The sequence below is a fragment of the Dechloromonas sp. ARDL1 genome, assembly GCF_051122455.1.
GTDB lineage: Bacteria > Pseudomonadota > Gammaproteobacteria > Burkholderiales > Rhodocyclaceae > Azonexus.
In genome coordinates this window covers 614,618-630,309 of record NZ_CP168939.1, presented here as the reverse complement: position 1 = coordinate 630,309, position 15,692 = coordinate 614,618, and the positions used below count along the sequence as shown (strand labels likewise).

General features: G+C 59.4%; 18 protein-coding genes and 1 pseudogene. 3 read left to right on the top strand and 16 right to left on the bottom strand.

The annotated features are described in order from the left end of the window. Positions 1–66: 66 nt before the first annotated feature. Both AB6Q56_RS03070 and AB6Q56_RS03065 read right to left on the bottom strand, forming a co-directional pair. Complete coding sequence (locus AB6Q56_RS03070; protein WP_434515721.1) at positions 67–852, bottom strand: MOSC domain-containing protein; 786 nt, start codon at positions 850–852, stop codon at positions 67–69. 739 nt (positions 853–1,591) lie between these two features. Then, complete coding sequence (locus AB6Q56_RS03065) at positions 1,592–1,717, bottom strand: hypothetical protein (RefSeq protein ID WP_434515720.1); 126 nt, start codon at positions 1,715–1,717, stop codon at positions 1,592–1,594. Between the two features lie 121 nt (positions 1,718–1,838). Here AB6Q56_RS03065 and istA point away from each other — a divergent pair, with 121 nt between their 5' ends. Both istA and istB read left to right on the top strand, forming a co-directional pair. Further along, positions 1,839–3,335, top strand: coding sequence for an IS21 family transposase (gene istA / locus AB6Q56_RS03060; protein ID WP_434517118.1), 1,497 nt, complete (start codon positions 1,839–1,841; stop codon positions 3,333–3,335). After that, positions 3,325–4,125, top strand: coding sequence for an IS21-like element helper ATPase IstB (gene istB / locus AB6Q56_RS03055; RefSeq protein WP_434517117.1), 801 nt, complete (start codon positions 3,325–3,327; stop codon positions 4,123–4,125). Before istA ends, istB begins: the two co-directional genes overlap by 11 nt. Positions 4,126–4,270: 145 nt before the next feature. On the opposite strand, the gene AB6Q56_RS03050 is transcribed toward istB, so the two are convergent. From AB6Q56_RS03050 to AB6Q56_RS03010, 9 genes are all read right to left on the bottom strand, one after another. Then, positions 4,271–4,435: a VF530 family DNA-binding protein gene (locus AB6Q56_RS03050; protein WP_434515719.1), complete on the bottom strand. Its 165-nt coding sequence runs from the start codon at positions 4,433–4,435 to the stop codon at positions 4,271–4,273. Between the two features lie 19 nt (positions 4,436–4,454). Continuing rightward, positions 4,455–4,940, bottom strand: a complete 486-nt coding sequence (locus AB6Q56_RS03045; RefSeq protein WP_434515718.1) for a hypothetical protein — start codon at positions 4,938–4,940, stop codon at positions 4,455–4,457. A 178-nt stretch (positions 4,941–5,118) separates the two neighbouring features. Then, a complete protein-coding gene (locus AB6Q56_RS03040) occupies positions 5,119–6,066 on the bottom strand; it encodes an alpha-E domain-containing protein (RefSeq protein WP_434515717.1) in 948 nt (315 codons plus the stop codon). Between the two features lie 2 nt (positions 6,067–6,068). After that, on the bottom strand, positions 6,069–7,481 hold the full coding sequence (locus tag AB6Q56_RS03035) for a circularly permuted type 2 ATP-grasp protein (protein ID WP_434515716.1): 1,413 nt from the start codon (positions 7,479–7,481) through the stop codon (positions 6,069–6,071). Between the two features lie 201 nt (positions 7,482–7,682). Next, entirely contained in the window at positions 7,683–8,864 is a 1,182-nt protein-coding gene (locus AB6Q56_RS03030) for an acetyl-CoA C-acyltransferase family protein (protein WP_434515715.1), read from the bottom strand. 21 nt (positions 8,865–8,885) lie between these two features. Beyond that, positions 8,886–9,809: a CobD/CbiB family protein gene (locus tag AB6Q56_RS03025; protein ID WP_434515714.1), complete on the bottom strand. Its 924-nt coding sequence runs from the start codon at positions 9,807–9,809 to the stop codon at positions 8,886–8,888. Between the two features lie 64 nt (positions 9,810–9,873). Then, the gene (locus AB6Q56_RS03020; protein WP_434515713.1) at positions 9,874–10,470 is read right to left on the bottom strand and encodes a CoA pyrophosphatase; all 597 of its coding nucleotides are present in this window, start codon (positions 10,468–10,470) and stop codon (positions 9,874–9,876) included. Further along, complete coding sequence (locus tag AB6Q56_RS03015; protein WP_434515712.1) at positions 10,467–10,724, bottom strand: hypothetical protein; 258 nt, start codon at positions 10,722–10,724, stop codon at positions 10,467–10,469. Before AB6Q56_RS03015 ends, AB6Q56_RS03020 begins: the two co-directional genes overlap by 4 nt. Positions 10,725–10,734: 10 nt before the next feature. Then, on the bottom strand, positions 10,735–11,373 hold the full coding sequence (locus tag AB6Q56_RS03010) for a retropepsin-like aspartic protease family protein (protein WP_434515711.1): 639 nt from the start codon (positions 11,371–11,373) through the stop codon (positions 10,735–10,737). 22 nt (positions 11,374–11,395) lie between these two features. On the opposite strand from AB6Q56_RS03010, the gene AB6Q56_RS03005 reads away from it, so the two are divergent. Beyond that, positions 11,396–12,109 (top strand): type 1 glutamine amidotransferase, encoded by a 714-nt coding sequence (locus tag AB6Q56_RS03005; protein WP_434515710.1) that lies wholly within the window; start codon positions 11,396–11,398, stop codon positions 12,107–12,109. Positions 12,110–12,172: 63 nt separating this feature from the next. Here the strand turns inward: AB6Q56_RS03005 and AB6Q56_RS03000 are convergent, their stop codons facing one another. The 5 genes and pseudogenes from AB6Q56_RS03000 to argF all read right to left on the bottom strand — a co-directional run bounded on the left by AB6Q56_RS03000 (position 12,173) and on the right by argF (position 15,691). Further along, complete coding sequence (locus AB6Q56_RS03000; protein WP_434515709.1) at positions 12,173–12,667, bottom strand: YajQ family cyclic di-GMP-binding protein; 495 nt, start codon at positions 12,665–12,667, stop codon at positions 12,173–12,175. Positions 12,668–12,727: 60 nt separating this feature from the next. After that, entirely contained in the window at positions 12,728–13,039 is a 312-nt protein-coding gene (locus tag AB6Q56_RS02995) for a pyrimidine/purine nucleoside phosphorylase (protein ID WP_011288757.1), read from the bottom strand. Further along, positions 13,040–13,261 (bottom strand): DUF2788 domain-containing protein, encoded by a 222-nt coding sequence (locus tag AB6Q56_RS02990; RefSeq protein WP_434515708.1) that lies wholly within the window; start codon positions 13,259–13,261, stop codon positions 13,040–13,042. Between the two features lie 246 nt (positions 13,262–13,507). Next, positions 13,508–14,731 (bottom strand): annotated as a pseudogene (locus AB6Q56_RS02985) (argininosuccinate synthase); the annotation flags it as partial. Positions 14,732–14,770: 39 nt separating this feature from the next. After that, positions 14,771–15,691, bottom strand: a complete 921-nt coding sequence (gene argF, locus AB6Q56_RS02980; RefSeq protein ID WP_434515707.1) for an ornithine carbamoyltransferase — start codon at positions 15,689–15,691, stop codon at positions 14,771–14,773. Position 15,692 lies beyond the last annotated feature (1 nt).

The following is a 15,692-nucleotide window of genomic DNA, read 5'->3' as shown; positions in this document are numbered from 1 at the left end:
GGAACAAAGGACAAGGGCGTAACAATCACGGAGGGAGTCATCGCCAAAATTTCTGGCGGAATGCGCTCAGCTTTGCACGACCTCCAAGGAATCGCCAACGTGCAAGATACCGCTGTTACGGGCACGCAAATTTACGCCAAAGCAGACACCCTCTGGCAAACGGCGATACTGCATCAGGGTTGTTAGTGGCTGCCTATCGGGGTGAGGCAATGCACTATCGGGATCGATAGTGATGAAAATACAGCGTGTACAGCGATTGATTTTTTCAAACACGACCTCGCCGATGCGGATTTGATGCCATTCGTCTTCCTCAAAGGGAAAGGCATCGTCCACTACCAGATTGGGCCGGAACTGACGGATGGAGATGGGAGTGCTCAGGCGCTGGTTCAGGTCGGCGAGCGACGCCTCGCTGATCAGTAAAAACGGCGCACCATCGGCAAATGACAAAGGCGTTGAACCGTCTTGCAATCGGCGGGTACTCTGTCCCAACCACAGCAGGTGAACCGGCTCGCCGAGCAAGGTACTAAACCAGGCATCCGCAGCAACATCGCCGGTTTGCGCGGTGAATTCACTCTTCCATACTTGGGCGCGGTGTGGGATTGCAAATCGGTGGGTGTCGGTATACAGCGTTGCCTGCCCCGGCGCACTAAAGCGCCACTCACCTTCCCCGCTGCCTTGCGCCTGTACCAACACCAGACGGTGATGAGTGCGGGCTGTAATTTGGCTGCCGTTAGGACGCACCACGAGCCAGATGCGGTCATTAAACAGTCCCTGTTCCGTTACTGTCGCACTTTGGAGATCATGGCCACGGCCTGATTTCAAGGGGTGAACAAATAGTTGTGTCAAAGCCATGAAACAACTCCTATCTGAGGATCCATGGGGAAGAGTAGGCCCCACGCGGTTGGACAGAGAATCGGGATTCTCAAGCAATTTCCCTACGAATTATGTAACTGTCGGTAGCAGCCGATGCTTGAAGCTGTTCCAGCCTTGGTATCGCAAAGATTTGAAAAAGCTCTGTGCTGACACAAAGGTTAAAGATCGAGTCGATTGGTCCACCTGTCCTTGTTGTTCAACGACGCCGTGGTGATCATGGTATCGACGTTGCCAGCAGCGCTTGCAGCAGCAGGGAGACGCCCCCAGTGCAATTCAGCAAACGCTGCGCCTGGAAAGGCATACCTCCACGAATCGTTCCTCTAGCGTTATCGCGAGATGCAGCTCAAAGTGCGCAAAGGTAGCAACTGCTGGAATGACAAGGAAATTGGAAATATCAATCCTCACGATAGGCAGTTCTCCTACTACTCGAATGGAGGAGTTTTCTTCACACCACCGATTGGTTCTACAAACCGTGGATACAACGCACGTTACCCCCGCCACGAGGCGCAGAGCACTAAACCAGTGCTTGGTCGCGAATGCATGTGAGGATCGGGCATCGACACCAGAGCGCTGCCCGCCCCCAGTGAGGAGAGCCTGTCAGCAATAATTGCTGGCAGGCTCCACCAAGGAGGATTGTGGCTCGCGCTTCCGGACAATTTGCAGGTGGGCTGCCGACTGTCCTAAAGGAGCACCCTCTTCCTACCGCTTTGGTCGCCGCTCAGTCGACGGCCGCCATTTTCATTTCATCATTGGCATGACGCTGCTGCTCCTCCATGACCAGCCTGCCGAGTTCGCGCTTGAGGTCGTTGAAGGCGGCCGACGACGGGTCGCGCGGTCGTGGCATGGCCACCTGTTGACGCTCGTTGAAAACTGACCAGAAAAGTGGGGGTGTGCGCGCTGAAAATTGACCAGGGTGATTAACTCGTCCGCTCATTTTTTGAGCAGGATTTTAGGAGATGATCACCATGAAGGATCTGGGAAGGATTCGGCGGTTGTTTTATCGGGATGGCCTATCGCTGTCCGAGATTTCGCGGAAGACGGGGTATAGCCGGAACACCGTCAAACGTTGGTTACGGACACCGGAAGGGGCGGAGCCGAAGTACGAACGGCAGAACCCGAACATCAAGATTGCCCCGTATGCGGCGCGCCTGATCAAGGCACTGGAGGCGGATGCCCGCCGTCCGAAACGGGATCGGCGCACAGCACTGAAACTGTTTGGCGAATTGCAGGCCGCCGGATTCACCGGTACCTACTGCCGGGTCACCGAATTCATCCGGCGCTGGCGGGCCGATGGCGGTGCAGCCGTCAGTAAAGCCTTCGTTCCGCTCCACTTCGAGTTGGGCGAAGCCTTCCAGTTCGACTGGAGCGAAGAGCATCTGGTCATTGGCGGGGTCTGGCGCAAGATTCTCGCCTCACATCTGAAACTCTGCGCCAGTCGGGCCTTTGTCGTTCAAGCCTATCCGACGCAAGGTCACGAGATGCTGTTCGATGCCCATACCCGCTCGTTTGCGGCGCTGGGTGGCATTCCCCGGCGCGGCATCTACGACAATATGAAGACGGCCGTGGATAAGGTGCAGAAAGGCAAATCCCGCATCGTCAATTCGCGCTTCTCGGCGATGGCCTCCCACTACCTGTTTGATCCGGATTTCTGCAATGTCGCCAGCGGCTGGGAGAAAGGCGTCGTCGAGAAGAACGTCCAGGATAGTCGGCTCCGTCTCTGGCAGGATGCCGGCAAGGAGCGATTCAGTTCATTCACCGAACTGAACGTCTGGCTGCTCGAGCGCTGCCGGGGGCTGTGGCAGGAATTGCGTCATCCCGAGTACGCTGACCTGACAGTGGCCGAGATGCTCGAACACGAACAACCGAGCCTGATGCCGATGGTCGCATCCTTCGATGGCTACGTCGAAACCTTGGGCAAGGTATCGAGCACCTGCCTGGTGACGCTGGATCGCAACCGCTACTCGGTACCGTGCGAACTGGTGGGCCAAGCCGTCAGCCTGCGTCTTTATCCGGAACGGATCGACATTGTGGCGCACGATACTCGGGTGGCCAGTCATCCCCGCAACTTCAGTCGGCAGCAAACCCTCTACGACTGGCAGCACTACATCCCGCTGATCGAACGCAAGCCAGGGGCCTTGAGAAATGGCGCGCCGTTTGCCGACATGCCGGAGCCATTGCAACGATTACGCAGCTTGCTCCTGCGCCGGGAAGGTGGTGATCGGGTGATGGCCAAAGTGCTATCGGCAATTTCGCAGTTTGATCTGGAAGCGGTGCTGGTTGCCGTCGATCTGGTGCTGGAGTCCGGCCTACCCAGTGCCGAGCACATCGAGAACATGCTCAACCGCCTGAAGTCGGGTCCCATGCCGCCACCGGTGGAAACGCCACTCACCCTCAGCGAAGTACCGATTGCCGATACCGGCCGCTATGACCGCTTGCGTACCGAGGTGACTGATCATGCGTGAGCTGATGAGCGAGTTCAAGGAACTGCGTTTGCACGGCATGGCCGGTGCCTGGGAGGAGCTGACAGCCAACGGTAGCAGCCGTGTCGAAGCCTCACGTTGGCTGATCGAACATCTACTGCAAGCCGAGCATACTGATCGAGTGATGCGTTCGATTGGCTATCAGATGCATGCGGCCCGCTTCCCGGTACATCGTGATCTGGCCGGATTCGACTTCGAACAATCGAAGGTGGATCAGAAGCTGATCCGGCAACTGGCCGACCTCTCCTTTGCCGAGGAAGCCCAGAACGTCGTGTTCATTGGTGGCACGGGCACTGGCAAGACCCACCTCGCGACGGCGCTGGGTGTCTCGGGCATTACCCATCACAGCAAGCGGGTGCGTTTCTTCTCGACGGTTGATCTGGTCAATGCGCTGGAACAGGAGAAGGCTGCTGGCAAAGCCGGGCGGATTGCCTTGGGGCTGCTGCGCATGGATCTGGTCATCCTCGATGAGTTGGGCTATTTGCCGTTCAGTCAGGCCGGTGGCGCCTTGCTGTTCCACTTGCTGTCGAAACTCTACGAGCACACCAGTGTGATGATCACGACCAATCTGACCTTCGCCGAATGGCCGAGCGTCTTTGGCGATGCCAAGATGACCACTGCCTTGCTCGACCGGCTGACGCATCACTGCCATATCGTCGAGACCGGGAATGAGTCGTTTCGCTTCCGGCACAGCACGGCAACGGCCAAGTCGAGGATCAAGGCGCGGGAGCAGAGCAAGCGGGGAAATCCACCCGAAGCAGATCCGTTCTGATCGAGGCCGCGTTGGGAAATCCGTTCCGGACTCCGTCCTCCACGGCTTTCCCAACGCATTCGTCGTGGCTCGGAAATCAGTTGTTCTGAGCTACACTTATCCACAAGCCCACCTATGTCAGGTGGCTATCACACCTGGTCAAAATTCAACGCGCACAGGTGGTCAAATTTAAACGCGCGCCGACATAGTTGAAGCAGCGGATGTCGATCTGCCGTCCGAGTTCAGCCCAGCCGTAGTGGGCAACCAGTTGGTTCAGGATGGCCTCCAACGTGACGCCATGCAGCGGGTTGTTCGGTTGTTCTTGCGTCATGCCTGAACGGATCGTAGGCTCAGCGCTTGCGCTGTTTGGGCAGCGGCTTGCGCTGACGCTGGCCGGGGCGAGCCTTGGCGGCTTCCGGCTTCGGTTTGGGCACCAGCAGGTTCTTGCCGGAGCCTGCTGCTGCCGCACGATGAGCCAGCATGGCGGCGCGTAGCTGTTCGGCGGGAATCGCCACAGCCCCGCCCTCGCCGGTCGTCGCGTAGGCCGCCAACTGGCTGCGCAAGGCGACCAGGCGATCTGCCATCTCGCCCTTGCGCGGCAAAGCTTCAATCAGGCTTTCGGCTGCCGGTGTCAAGGCGACGCCACCATCGCGGTCGACCAGCAGCCCGTTCTGCCCGAGGCGGACAAAAGCTTCGCTGAGCTTTTCCTCATTGGGGATATTGCCCTGGATCAGGTCGATGGCGGCCATGATTTCAGGCAATTCGGCGGGACGGCGCTTGGCGGCAAGAGCCGTGGCAAGCAGTACAAGAGGATCGTGATCGTGGATCGGGTACATGGACAGCCTTGAAAAAAGCAAAGAAGCAGCCGAACACCGGCTGGCATCTGCGAGGTTCGCAGTTTAAAGCCAGCCGCCACCAAGCGCTGGATTCATTTCACCATTTTGGGAAATAAACCCTCCCGGTGACGCGCACGGCCCGGCATGACCGGGCCTCGTCCGCCGTGCACTCTCCAACTCAGGCCGCTTCCGTCATCGGCACCAGGAAATCCTTGCTGATCCCCTCGCCAAGCAGGTAGATGCGATCCATGAAATCCTCGAGCCACGCGTGCAGCCCCTGCTCAAGAATGCTGCCGATCTGCCCATAGTGCAGTTGTGCATGCAGCAGCCCGGCCTGGCGGGTGGTTTCGCCCGAGTGACGATTGGCAATCAGGTCGAGGTTCTTGACGACACCGTTCATGCAGAAATGTAGCGAGCGCGGCATGTCCTTGTTGAGGATCAGCAACTCGGCCACACGATCTGGTGTGATCACGTCGCGATACACCTTGCGATAGACCTCGAAGGCCGACACCGAGCGCAACAGGGCCGCCCACTGGTAGAAGTCGGTCGCCCCCTCGTCGCCATGCGGACGCAGCACGTGGTACTTGAAGTCGAGGATGCGCGCGGTGTTGTCGGCTCGTTCGAGCAGCGTCCCGAGCCGGATGAAGTGATAGGCCTCGTCCTGCAGCAGCGTGCCGAGCGTGGTGCCGCGCGTCAGCGACGAGCGCATCTTGACCCACTCGAAATACTCGCTGATGCCGGTGCTGACCAGTTGTTCGAAACTGCGAGTGCGCGCTTCCAACCAGGTGTAATTGAGCGTTTCCCACATTTCGGTGGTCAGCGTGCCACGCACGGCATGGGCATTCTCCCGGGCCATGCGCAGGCAACAATGGATCGACGAGAAGTTGTCGGCATCGCTGACCATGAATTTCAGTACGTTCTCACCGTTAACCGTCGCGTACTTGGCGGCATAGGCCTCTTCCAGGCTATTCAACGCGATAATGGCTCCCCAGCTCTGGTTTGCCGCCTCCTCGGACTGCGGCACCAGTGACATCTGGTAGGTCACATCCAACAGGCGGGCCAGATTCTCGGCGCGCTCCATGTAGCGCGACATCCAGAACAAATGATCGGCAGTACGGCTCAACATGATTAATCCTCCAGAACCCAGGTGTCCTTGGTACCGCCGCCCTGCGACGAATTGACGACCAGCGACCCCTTGGTCAGCGCGACGCGGGTCAGGCCGCCGGGCACCATGTTGACGCATTCACCCGACGACAGGACGAAAGGGCGCAGGTCGAGGTGGCGCGGCGCAATGCCCTCCTCGACGAAGGTCGGGCAGTTGGACAAGGCCAGCGTCGGCTGGGCGATGTAGCCATCCGGCTTGGCGATCAGCAACTGCCGGAAGTGCGCGATCTGCTCCTTGGTCGACGCCGGGCCGACCAGCATGCCGTAGCCGCCGGCACCATGCACTTCCTTGACTACCAGTTCGAGCAGGTGGTCGAGCACGTACTTCAGATCTTCCGGCTTGCGACACATGTAGGTCGGCACGTTGTTCAGCTTCGGCTCCTCGCCGAGATAGAAGCGGATCATGTCCGGTACGTACGGGTAGATCGACTTGTCGTCGGCGACACCGGTACCGACCGCATTGGCCAGCGTCACATTGCCGGCACGGTAGGCCTGCATCAGGCCCGGCACGCCCAGCGCCGAATCGGCGCGGAACACCTGCGGGTCGAGGAAATCGTCGTCGATGCGGCGATAAATGACATCGACACGCTGCGGCCCTTGTGTGGTCCGCATGTAAACCACGTCATCCTTGACGAAGAGATCGCGCCCCTCGACCAGTTCGACGCCCATCTGCTGGGCCAGGAAGGTGTGCTCGAAATAAGCGCTGTTGTAAGCACCCGGCGTCAGCACCACCACCGACGGATCGGTCACACCCTTTGGCGCCACCGCCCGCAGTTTTTCCAGCAACAAGTCCGGATAATGCTGCACGGGCGCCACCTTGTGCTTGGCAAACAATTCGGGGAACAGGCGCATCATCATCTTGCGGTCCTCGAGCATGTACGAGACGCCTGATGGAACGCGCAGGTTATCTTCCAGCACGTAGAACTCGCCCTCGCCGGCCCGCACGATATCGACCCCTGTAATGTGGGCGTAGATGCGCCCCGGCACATCGACGCCCTGCATGATCGGGCGATACTGGGCGTTGTTCAGTACCTGTTCAGCCGGAATGATGCCCGCCTTGAGAATTTCCTGGTCGTGGTAGACGTCCCACAGAAACATGTTGAGCGCCCTGACCCGCTGGCGCAGACCGGATTGCAGCGCCTTCCACTCCGCAGAAGGAATGATACGGGGGATGATGTCGAAAGGGATCAGGCGCTCCTTCCCCGCCTCCTCGCCATACACGGCGAAGGTAATGCCCACCCGGTGAAAGGCCAGATCAGCTTCGGCGCGCTTGCGCTCGATGCGCTCCGGCGAGCTTGCCTTTAGCCAGTCTTCATATCCCTTGTAATGCGCCCGGACGCCACCCTGGGCGTCAACCATCTCGTTATAGAAGTTCATTTTGGACTCGTCGCTGAGAATGCTCCCGTTTCGGATTCAGCAGGTTCCATGCCACCCGTAAATACGCATCCCATCATGTGCAAAATACAACTTCATGACGATTAGCGCACTGTCGAGGTGCGCAATCCGCACAAGATGGTGCAAATAAAAAACCCGCTGGATCGCTCCAGCGGGTTTTCTTTGAAAACGCAGCGAAAAGGCTTAGACGCGTTCGAAGATCACGGCGATGCCCTGGCCGCCACCGATACACATGGTGACGAGGCAGTACTTTCCGCCGATACGATTCATTTCGTAGATCGCCTTGGTGGCGATGAAGGCACCGGAGCAGCCGACCGGGTGGCCGAGGGCGATGGCACCGCCGTTCGGGTTGGTCTTGGCCGGATCGAGGCCGAGCACCTTGGAAACCGACAGGGCCTGTGCCGCGAAGGCTTCGTTGGACTCGATGACATCCATCTGATCCAGGGTCAGGCCAGCCTTCTTCAGGGCCAGCTTGGTCGCCGGGATCGGGCCTTCACCCATGACGTCGTTCGGCACGCCGGCAACGGCGTAGGAAACCATGCGGGCGATCGGCTTCTGACCAGCAGCGGCAGCCTTGGCGGCATCGGCCAGCACGAAGAACGCAGCGCCGTCGTTGATACCGGAAGCGTTACCGGCGGTGACGGTACCATCCTTCTTAAAGGCCGGCTTCATCTTGGCCAGCGATTCCATCGTGGTGCCACGCTTCAGGTGCTCGTCGGTGTCGAACACAACCTCGCCCTTACGGGTTTGCTTGACGATCGGCATGATCTGCGACTTGAAGTGACCGGCATCGATGGCGGCAGCAGCGCGACGCTGCGATTCGACCGCGAACGCATCCTGGTCTTCACGGCTGAATCCATGCTTGGCAGCGAGGTTTTCAGCCGTGATACCCATGTGGCCGACGCCGAACGGGTCGGTCAGCACGGCAACCATGGCGTCGATCGCCTTGGTGTCGCCCATACGGGCACCGGAGCGCAGGGCCGGCATCAGGTAGGCAACCTTGGACATGACTTCGACGCCACCGCCGATACCGTAGTCGGAATCGCCGAGCAGAATGTTCTGGGCAGTGGTCACGATAGCCTGCAGGCCGGAGGCGCACAGGCGGGAAACCTGCATGGCGACGGAATCCATCGGCAGGCCGGCCTGGATGGAGGCAACACGGGAGACGTAGGCATAACGGGAATCAACCGGCATCGTGGTGCCGACGGTCACGTAATTGATGGCTTGGGGATCGACACCGGAGCGGGCAATCGCTTCTTTCATCACGGCACCGCCCAGATCGCACGGATCCATGTCGGCCAGCGAACCACCAAAAGCACCAATGGGGGAACGAACAGCACTCAGAACGACAACATCTTTGCTCATGAAAACCTCCTGATATAAGTTTCAGCCCACCAGACTAGCGAGCCCCAGCAAAAAGAGCAACAACATCCACACAACCGTGGCTCGCCAGACGAGGCCTACGGCACTCTGCATGAAATCCACGTCGGCTGGGTCGCCCAGCCCCAGTTCCCCGCGATCGGCGATCTCGACGCCGTCGACAACGGGGCTTCCCAACTGAACGCCCAAGGCGCCGGCACCGGCGGCCAGAACGATACCCAGATCACGATCCGGCCATTGTGCCGGCTGCGTGCGCCAGCAATACGCCGCATCCTCGAAGTCGCCGACGATGGCAAACGCTGAGGCTGTCGTCCGCAAAGGCAGCCAGTCGATCACGCCGAAGGCTTGACGGGAGAACAGCGCGAACTGGTTTTCCTGGTCAACACGTTCAGCATTCCAGCGATCGCGCACGATCACGGCAAGGCGATAGAGCAAGGCGCCACAAGGCCCGGGGAGCAGGATGAACCACAGCAAGACGGCGAAAACATGCCGGTGCGAAGCCGCCAGGGCACCCTCGATCGACAGGCGCGCGATGTCTTCCGATCCCAGGTTGTAGGTCGAGCGCCCCTGCCACTCTGCGAGCAGGCTGCGGGCCCGGTCAAGGTCGCCGAGGCGCAAGGCCAGCTGGATCTCGGTGTAGTGGTGGCTGAACTGCCGGAATCCCATCGTCAGGTAGAGTACGCCGACGTTGAGCAGCAGCCCGAACAGAGGATTCAGCGCGACCAGCGCGCCATAAGCAATGCCGACCAGAACGACCGGCAGCAGAACGGCAAAGCACCAGGCAAGCACGCCATGGCGATAGGCGCCGGAATTGAAACGGGACTCGATGAATTCCGCCCACGCACCGAACGGCTCAGCGACGATGCGACGGTAATCGAGGGGCTGCAGCTGCTCGATGAGAAAGACTGCAATCAGCGAAAGGAGACTCATGTGGGGCTGAGGATTGCCGTGTTCGGCTTATTTTCGTATTGCAAAACGCCACGATACCACAAGCTCAGGGTGCCTGGAGCAGCCCGAGCCGCTCCGACAATGAACGGATCATGCCGGCCGTCGCTCCCCAGATGAAATACTCGCCGTAGGGCATGGCAAAGTAATGGCGCAATGCTCCGCGATAGTGCAACGAATGCCGCTGGTGATTAGCTGGGTCGATCAGGAAGGCGAGCGGCACCTCGAAAATCTCCGCAACCTCGAAGGGATCTGGCTGCAAGTCGAACGGCGGACGCACCAGCGCGACGACCGGCGTGACCCGGAACCCGGTCCCCGTCCGGCATTCAGGCAGGAACCCGACGATTTCGACACGCTCACGCGCCAGCCCGATTTCCTCCTCGGTCTCGCGCAAGGCAGTTTCGATCGGCGTCAGGTCATGCGCTTCGACACGACCGCCGGGAAAGCTGATTTGCCCAGCATGATCCCTGAGGTGGGCCGTACGCTGGGTGAGCAGGACCGTATGTCCATCGTCCCTCAGGACAATCGGAAACAGGACGGCTGCCGGCGTCAGGGGCTCATCCTGGGCGCCATCCTCCTGCACAAAGTGACCGGCCTTCGGCTCTCCGAACAAACTGGCCCGCAGTCGATCCAGATCGACGCTCATTTTGCCGGGGAGTCTTCCTCGATTTCCGCGTTCACCGAAGCCAAGGCGTCCTGCAGCGTTTCTTCCGACAGATCGTTGATCGTGGTGGCCACCAGGTCGGCCGACTCGACCGCCCCCACCGGCAGCCGCTTGCTGTCCAGGCTGGCAATCAGGACAGCCGCCGAGCCGGCCACGCGCAGCAAGGCCTGGCGCTCCCCCATCATCAACTCGATCTCGCGGCGCAAGAGGGCGATTTCCTGATCTTTTTGCGGCATATTATTTCTCCTAGAATCGTTTTTTAAGTGTCATTGTGCTGCCATCGCGCAGCATTTCCATTCGGTTCAGAAAGCTCATTCCGAGCAGTGCAATCGGCATCTCCGTCTGATGGATCAGCGCATCGACGTTGTGCAGCGTGATATCGCCGATGCGGACGGTATCCAGTTGAACCTTGCTCACCACCGCCTGGCCGTTGGCCGTATTGCTCAAGGTCTTCTGACCGCGATTGAAATCAACCCCGACCCGCCGTGCATCGGTCGCGCCCAGGGAAATCATCGTCGCCCCGGTATCGACCAGGAAACGGACCGAGGTACCGTTGATTGTGCCGGTTGTATAGAAATGCCCCTGTCCGTCGGCTGTCATGATGATCTTGCCCGAGCCATCCGTATTCACCGCACCGATAGCATGCTGGCCGACACGCAACGGACGTTTCTTGCCGCCGATCTCGACCACCACCTGATCATTCTGAATGGACAGCACTTTGACGCCATCGACCGTGTGCCCGACCGGCACGGCCTGCGGCTCGGCACCATTGATCATCAACATGGCCTTGCTACCCATGATGCCCGCCAGACCGACATCCTGAGCGCTTGCGGTGAATGGCAGCAGGACAGAGAGCAGCGCGAGGAGCGTAGAATGGCCGATCACTTTTCCGGATAAATTCTCCGCCATGAAGCCCGTCGCCATCTTTCGCCACTCCCCAACAGAAGGTCCCGGCTATTTTGCCATATTCCTTGAGCAGCAAGGGATTCCGTGGCAATTGATCGCCATCGACGAGGATGAAGCGGTGCCCACCAATGCGCACGACTACTCCGGACTATGCTTCATGGGTGGCCCGATGAGCGTCAACGATCCCCTGCCTTGGATCGAACAGAGCTGTGCGCTGATTCGTTCCGCAATAGCCGCCGGAATCCCGGTCATCGGGCACTGCCTGGGCGGCCAGTTGATGAGCAAGGCCCTGGGCGGCGCGATCACCCGCAACCCAGTCAAGGAAATCGGCTGGGGCGATGCCTACGCCGAAGGCCATGCCGTGGGCAAGCAGTGGCTGGGTGATTTGGCCGGCAAGAGCGGCAGTGTGTTTCAATGGCATGGCGAGACCTTCAGCATCCCGCCCGGCGCGACGCGTCTTTTCTCGAACAATCACTGCGCCAACCAGATGTTCGCGCTCGGCCCCCACCTGGCCATGCAGTGCCACATCGAGATGACGCCGGAAATGATCACCACATGGAACGAGGACTGGGCTGGTGAAACCCAGGGCGTGAGCGATCAGGTGAGCGTTCAAACGCCGGAAAGCATGGCCAGCGAGTTGGCCATGCGACTGCCGCAAATGCGTCAGCTATCCGATCAACTCTATTCGGTCTGGATCGGCGGACTGGCCCGCTGAGAAAGCAAAAGGGCAGCCCAAGCCGCCCATTTCGCATCTATCGCCAGTGGCGCCGGCAAGCGATCAATCGCGGAAATTGCCCGCCTTGATCGGGAAGTCGGTCACCTCCTTGCGAATCAAGGCGATGCAATCCTGCAAGTCGTCGCGCTTGGCACCCTGAACGCGCACCGCGTCGCCCTGGATCGAGGCCTGCACCTTGAGCTTGGCATCCTTGATCATCTTGACCAGTTTCTTGGCTAGCTCGGTCTCGATGCCCATCTTGATTTTCAATTCCTGCTTGACCTTGTTGCCGGAAACTTTCTGTACCGGCTGGTGATCGAGGCGCTTGGTGCTCTCGACCTCCTTCTTTTCCATGGCAGGAAACAGAATGTCCTTGATCTGGTCGAGCTGGAAGTCCGAATCACCGTGCAAGGTGATGACCTTGTCCTTCTCGTTGAACTCGACCTTGGCCGAGGTGCCCTTGAAGTCGTAGCGGTTGTCGATCTGGCGAACTGCGACATCGATGGCGTTCTTCAACGCCACCATGTCGGCTTCGGAAGTGAAGTCAAAACTGGGCATGGAATCTCCTCTAATCAAAAAACCCGGCACGACGGCCGGGCTGGTTGGCGCACTGGCTGCTTAGCCGAAGTGGCAAACGTAGTGGTACGGCTCGTCGCAGGCAATCTCGAAGCTCGAGTTGCCCGGCACGTTGAAGGACTGGCCGTCGCCGTAGGTCTTCCACTCGCTTTCGCCCTTGAGCTTGACACGGCAGGAACCGCCCACGCCTTCCATGATTTCCGGCGCACCGGTATTGAAGGTCAGGCTGGACGGCAGGATCACGCCAACCGTCTTCTTGGTGCCGTCGGCGAGGACCACGGTGTGGCTGACGCACTTGCCATCGAAATACACATTGGCCTTCTTGACCACTGAAACGTTGTCGTATTGCGACATTTAAATACCCCAGATTTTTTGAATGACACTCTTGGCGATAAAACCGACCATGCCGAAAGCCAGCACGAAGAAGAGCACAAAAGTACCCGTCTTGCCGGCCTTCGACTTCCAGGCAATCTCACCGATGATGAACAGCATGAAAAGGATGAAGGCGCCGACGCCCCAGGTCGAGAAGAAATCCGCGATCTGTTCTTCGTTGAACCCGAATACGGTGCCGTCCATCGCTTAGCCCTTCTTCTTCGCCGCCGGTTTCTTGGCGACAGCCTTGGCCGGCGCTGCCGCCTTCTTGGTTACCGGTGCGGCAACGGCCTTCTTGACCACGGCCTTGGCGGCAACCGGCTTGACGACCGCCTTCGGCGTTGTCTTGGCAGCCGGCTTCGCAGCAACCTTGGCGGCTGCTTTGCTTGCCGGCTTGGCGGCGGTTTCCTTCTTCGGTACAGCCTTCTTGGCCGCAGCCGGCTTACCGGCCTTCTTCGCAGTCAGGTTGGCCGCGATGCGCATGCGCAGGGCGTTCAGCTTGATGAAGCCACCGGCATCGCGCTGGTCGTAGGCACCAGCGTCATCCTCGAAAGTAGCGATAGTCGAATCGAACAGCGAATCGGTCTTCGAATCGCGGCCGACGACGATGACGTTGCCCTTGTACAGCTTCAGACGGACGGTACCGTTGACCGTTTGTTGGGTATGGTCGATCAGCACTTGCAGCGCTTTGCGCTCCGGGCTCCACCAGTAGCCGTTGTACACCAGGCTGGCGTAGCGCGGCATCAGGTCGTCCTTGAGGTGGGCGACTTCACGGTCGAGCGTGATCGACTCGATGGCGCGGTGGGCGCGCAACAGGATGGTGCCGCCCGGGGTTTCGTAGCAGCCGCGCGACTTCATGCCGACGTAGCGGTTTTCGACCAGATCGAGACGACCGATGCCATGCTTGCCGCCCAACTCGTTGAGCAGGGCCAGCACTTCGTGGGCCTTCAGCTTCTTGCCGTTGACGGCGACAACATCGCCCTTGGCGAATTCGAGGTCGAGGTACTCGGCCTTGTTCGGTGCCTTTTCCGGCGACACGGTCCAGCGCCACATCGATTCCTCGGCTTCGGCGGCCGGATCTTCCAGATGGCGGCCTTCGTAGGAGATGTGCAGCAGGTTGGCGTCCATCGAGTACGGGGAACCACCCTTCTTGTGTTTCATGTCGATTTCGATGCCGTGCTTTTCAGCATAGGCCATCAACTTTTCGCGCGACATCAGATCCCACTCGCGCCACGGGGCGATGACCTTGATGCCCGGCTTCAGCGCGTAGGCGCCAAGTTCGAAACGCACCTGGTCGTTGCCCTTGCCGGTCGCGCCGTGGCAGATGGCATCGGCGCCGGTTTCATTGACGATCTCAATCAGGCGCTTGGCAATCAAAGGACGAGCAATGGAAGTACCGAGCAGGTATTCGCCTTCGTAAACGGTGTTCGCCCGGAACATCGGGAAGACGAAGTCGCGGACGAATTCCTCGCGCACATCGTCGATGTAGATGTTCTTCGGCTTGATACCGGCCTTCAGCGCCTTGGCACGCGCCGGCTCAAGTTCTTCACCCTGACCGAGGTCGGCCGTGAAGGTGACCACTTCGCACTTGTAAACATCCTGCAGCCACTTGAGGATGACCGAGGTATCCAGACCGCCCGAATAGGCCAGCACAACCTTCTTGATGTCGCTCATTTGCGTTCCCTTGTTTCGATTTTGATTCAATCCAACCGCTCAGGCCTGAATACGGCCGAGCAGCAAATATTCCATCAGCGCCTTCTGCACGTGCAAACGGTTTTCCGCTTCGTCCCAAACCACCGACTGCGGACCGTCGATCACCTCGGCAGTCACTTCCTCGCCGCGATGGGCCGGCAGGCAATGCATAAACAGCGCCTGCGGATCGGCCACGCGCATCATGTCGCCGTCGACACACCAGTCGGCGAAGGCCTTGAGACGAACCTCGTTTTCCGCCTCGAAGCCCATCGAGGTCCATACATCGGTATTGACCAGATCGGCCCCGCGACAAGCGTCCATCGGATCGGCAAAGATCTCGTAGTGCGCCTTGTCCACCCCGTCAATCAGAGCAGGATTCAGCTCATAACCCGGCGGCGTCGACACGTGCACCTTGAAATCGAGCACTTGCGCCGCCTGAAGCCAGGTGTTGCACATGTTGTTGGCGTCGCCAACCCAGGCCACGGTCTTGCCCTGAATGCAGCCGCGATGCTCGATGTAGGTATAGATATCGGCCAGTATCTGACACGGATGGTATTCGTTGGTCAGGCCGTTGATCACCGGCACACGGGAATTGGCGGCAAAGCGCTCAATGATCTCCTGTTCGAAGGTACGAATCATCACGATGTCGCTCATCCGCGAGATCACCTGCGCCGCGTCCTCGACCGGCTCGCCGCGCCCGAGCTGGGAATCGCGGGTATTCAGGTAGATCGCCGCACCGCCGAGCTGGTGCATGCCGGCTTCGAAGGACAGGCGCGTCCGCGTACTAGCCTTCTCGAAGATCATGACCAGCGTACGGTCCTCAAGCGGCCAATACTTCTGGTAGGACTTGAACTGGTTCTTGATCCACGCCGTACGCTCGAATACATAGTCGAGTTCGCTACGGGAGAAATCCTTGAATTGCAAAAAGTGTTTGATTGCCATG

Bases quoted from the DNA above. Each gene is read 5' to 3' on its own strand.
- AB6Q56_RS03070 (WP_434515721.1), bottom strand. From the start codon at position 852: ATGGCTTTGACACAACTATTTGTTCACCCCTTGAAATCAGGCCGTGGC.
- AB6Q56_RS03065 (WP_434515720.1), bottom strand. From the start codon at position 1,717: ATGCCACGACCGCGCGACCCGTCGTCGGCCGCCTTCAACGACCTCAAG.
- istA (WP_434517118.1), top strand. From the start codon at position 1,839: ATGAAGGATCTGGGAAGGATTCGGCGGTTGTTTTATCGGGATGGCCTA.
- AB6Q56_RS03050 (WP_434515719.1), bottom strand. From the start codon at position 4,435: ATGACGCAAGAACAACCGAACAACCCGCTGCATGGCGTCACGTTGGAG.
- AB6Q56_RS03045 (WP_434515718.1), bottom strand. From the start codon at position 4,940: ATGTACCCGATCCACGATCACGATCCTCTTGTACTGCTTGCCACGGCT.
- AB6Q56_RS03040 (WP_434515717.1), bottom strand. From the start codon at position 6,066: ATGTTGAGCCGTACTGCCGATCATTTGTTCTGGATGTCGCGCTACATG.
- AB6Q56_RS03035 (WP_434515716.1), bottom strand. From the start codon at position 7,481: ATGAACTTCTATAACGAGATGGTTGACGCCCAGGGTGGCGTCCGGGCG.
- AB6Q56_RS03030 (WP_434515715.1), bottom strand. From the start codon at position 8,864: ATGAGCAAAGATGTTGTCGTTCTGAGTGCTGTTCGTTCCCCCATTGGT.
- AB6Q56_RS03025 (WP_434515714.1), bottom strand. From the start codon at position 9,809: ATGAGTCTCCTTTCGCTGATTGCAGTCTTTCTCATCGAGCAGCTGCAG.
- AB6Q56_RS03020 (WP_434515713.1), bottom strand. From the start codon at position 10,470: ATGAGCGTCGATCTGGATCGACTGCGGGCCAGTTTGTTCGGAGAGCCG.
- AB6Q56_RS03015 (WP_434515712.1), bottom strand. From the start codon at position 10,724: ATGCCGCAAAAAGATCAGGAAATCGCCCTCTTGCGCCGCGAGATCGAG.
- AB6Q56_RS03005 (WP_434515710.1), top strand. From the start codon at position 11,396: ATGAAGCCCGTCGCCATCTTTCGCCACTCCCCAACAGAAGGTCCCGGC.
- AB6Q56_RS03000 (WP_434515709.1), bottom strand. From the start codon at position 12,667: ATGCCCAGTTTTGACTTCACTTCCGAAGCCGACATGGTGGCGTTGAAG.
- AB6Q56_RS02995 (WP_011288757.1), bottom strand. From the start codon at position 13,039: ATGTCGCAATACGACAACGTTTCAGTGGTCAAGAAGGCCAATGTGTAT.
- AB6Q56_RS02990 (WP_434515708.1), bottom strand. From the start codon at position 13,261: ATGGACGGCACCGTATTCGGGTTCAACGAAGAACAGATCGCGGATTTC.
- argF (WP_434515707.1), bottom strand. From the start codon at position 15,691: ATGGCAATCAAACACTTTTTGCAATTCAAGGATTTCTCCCGTAGCGAA.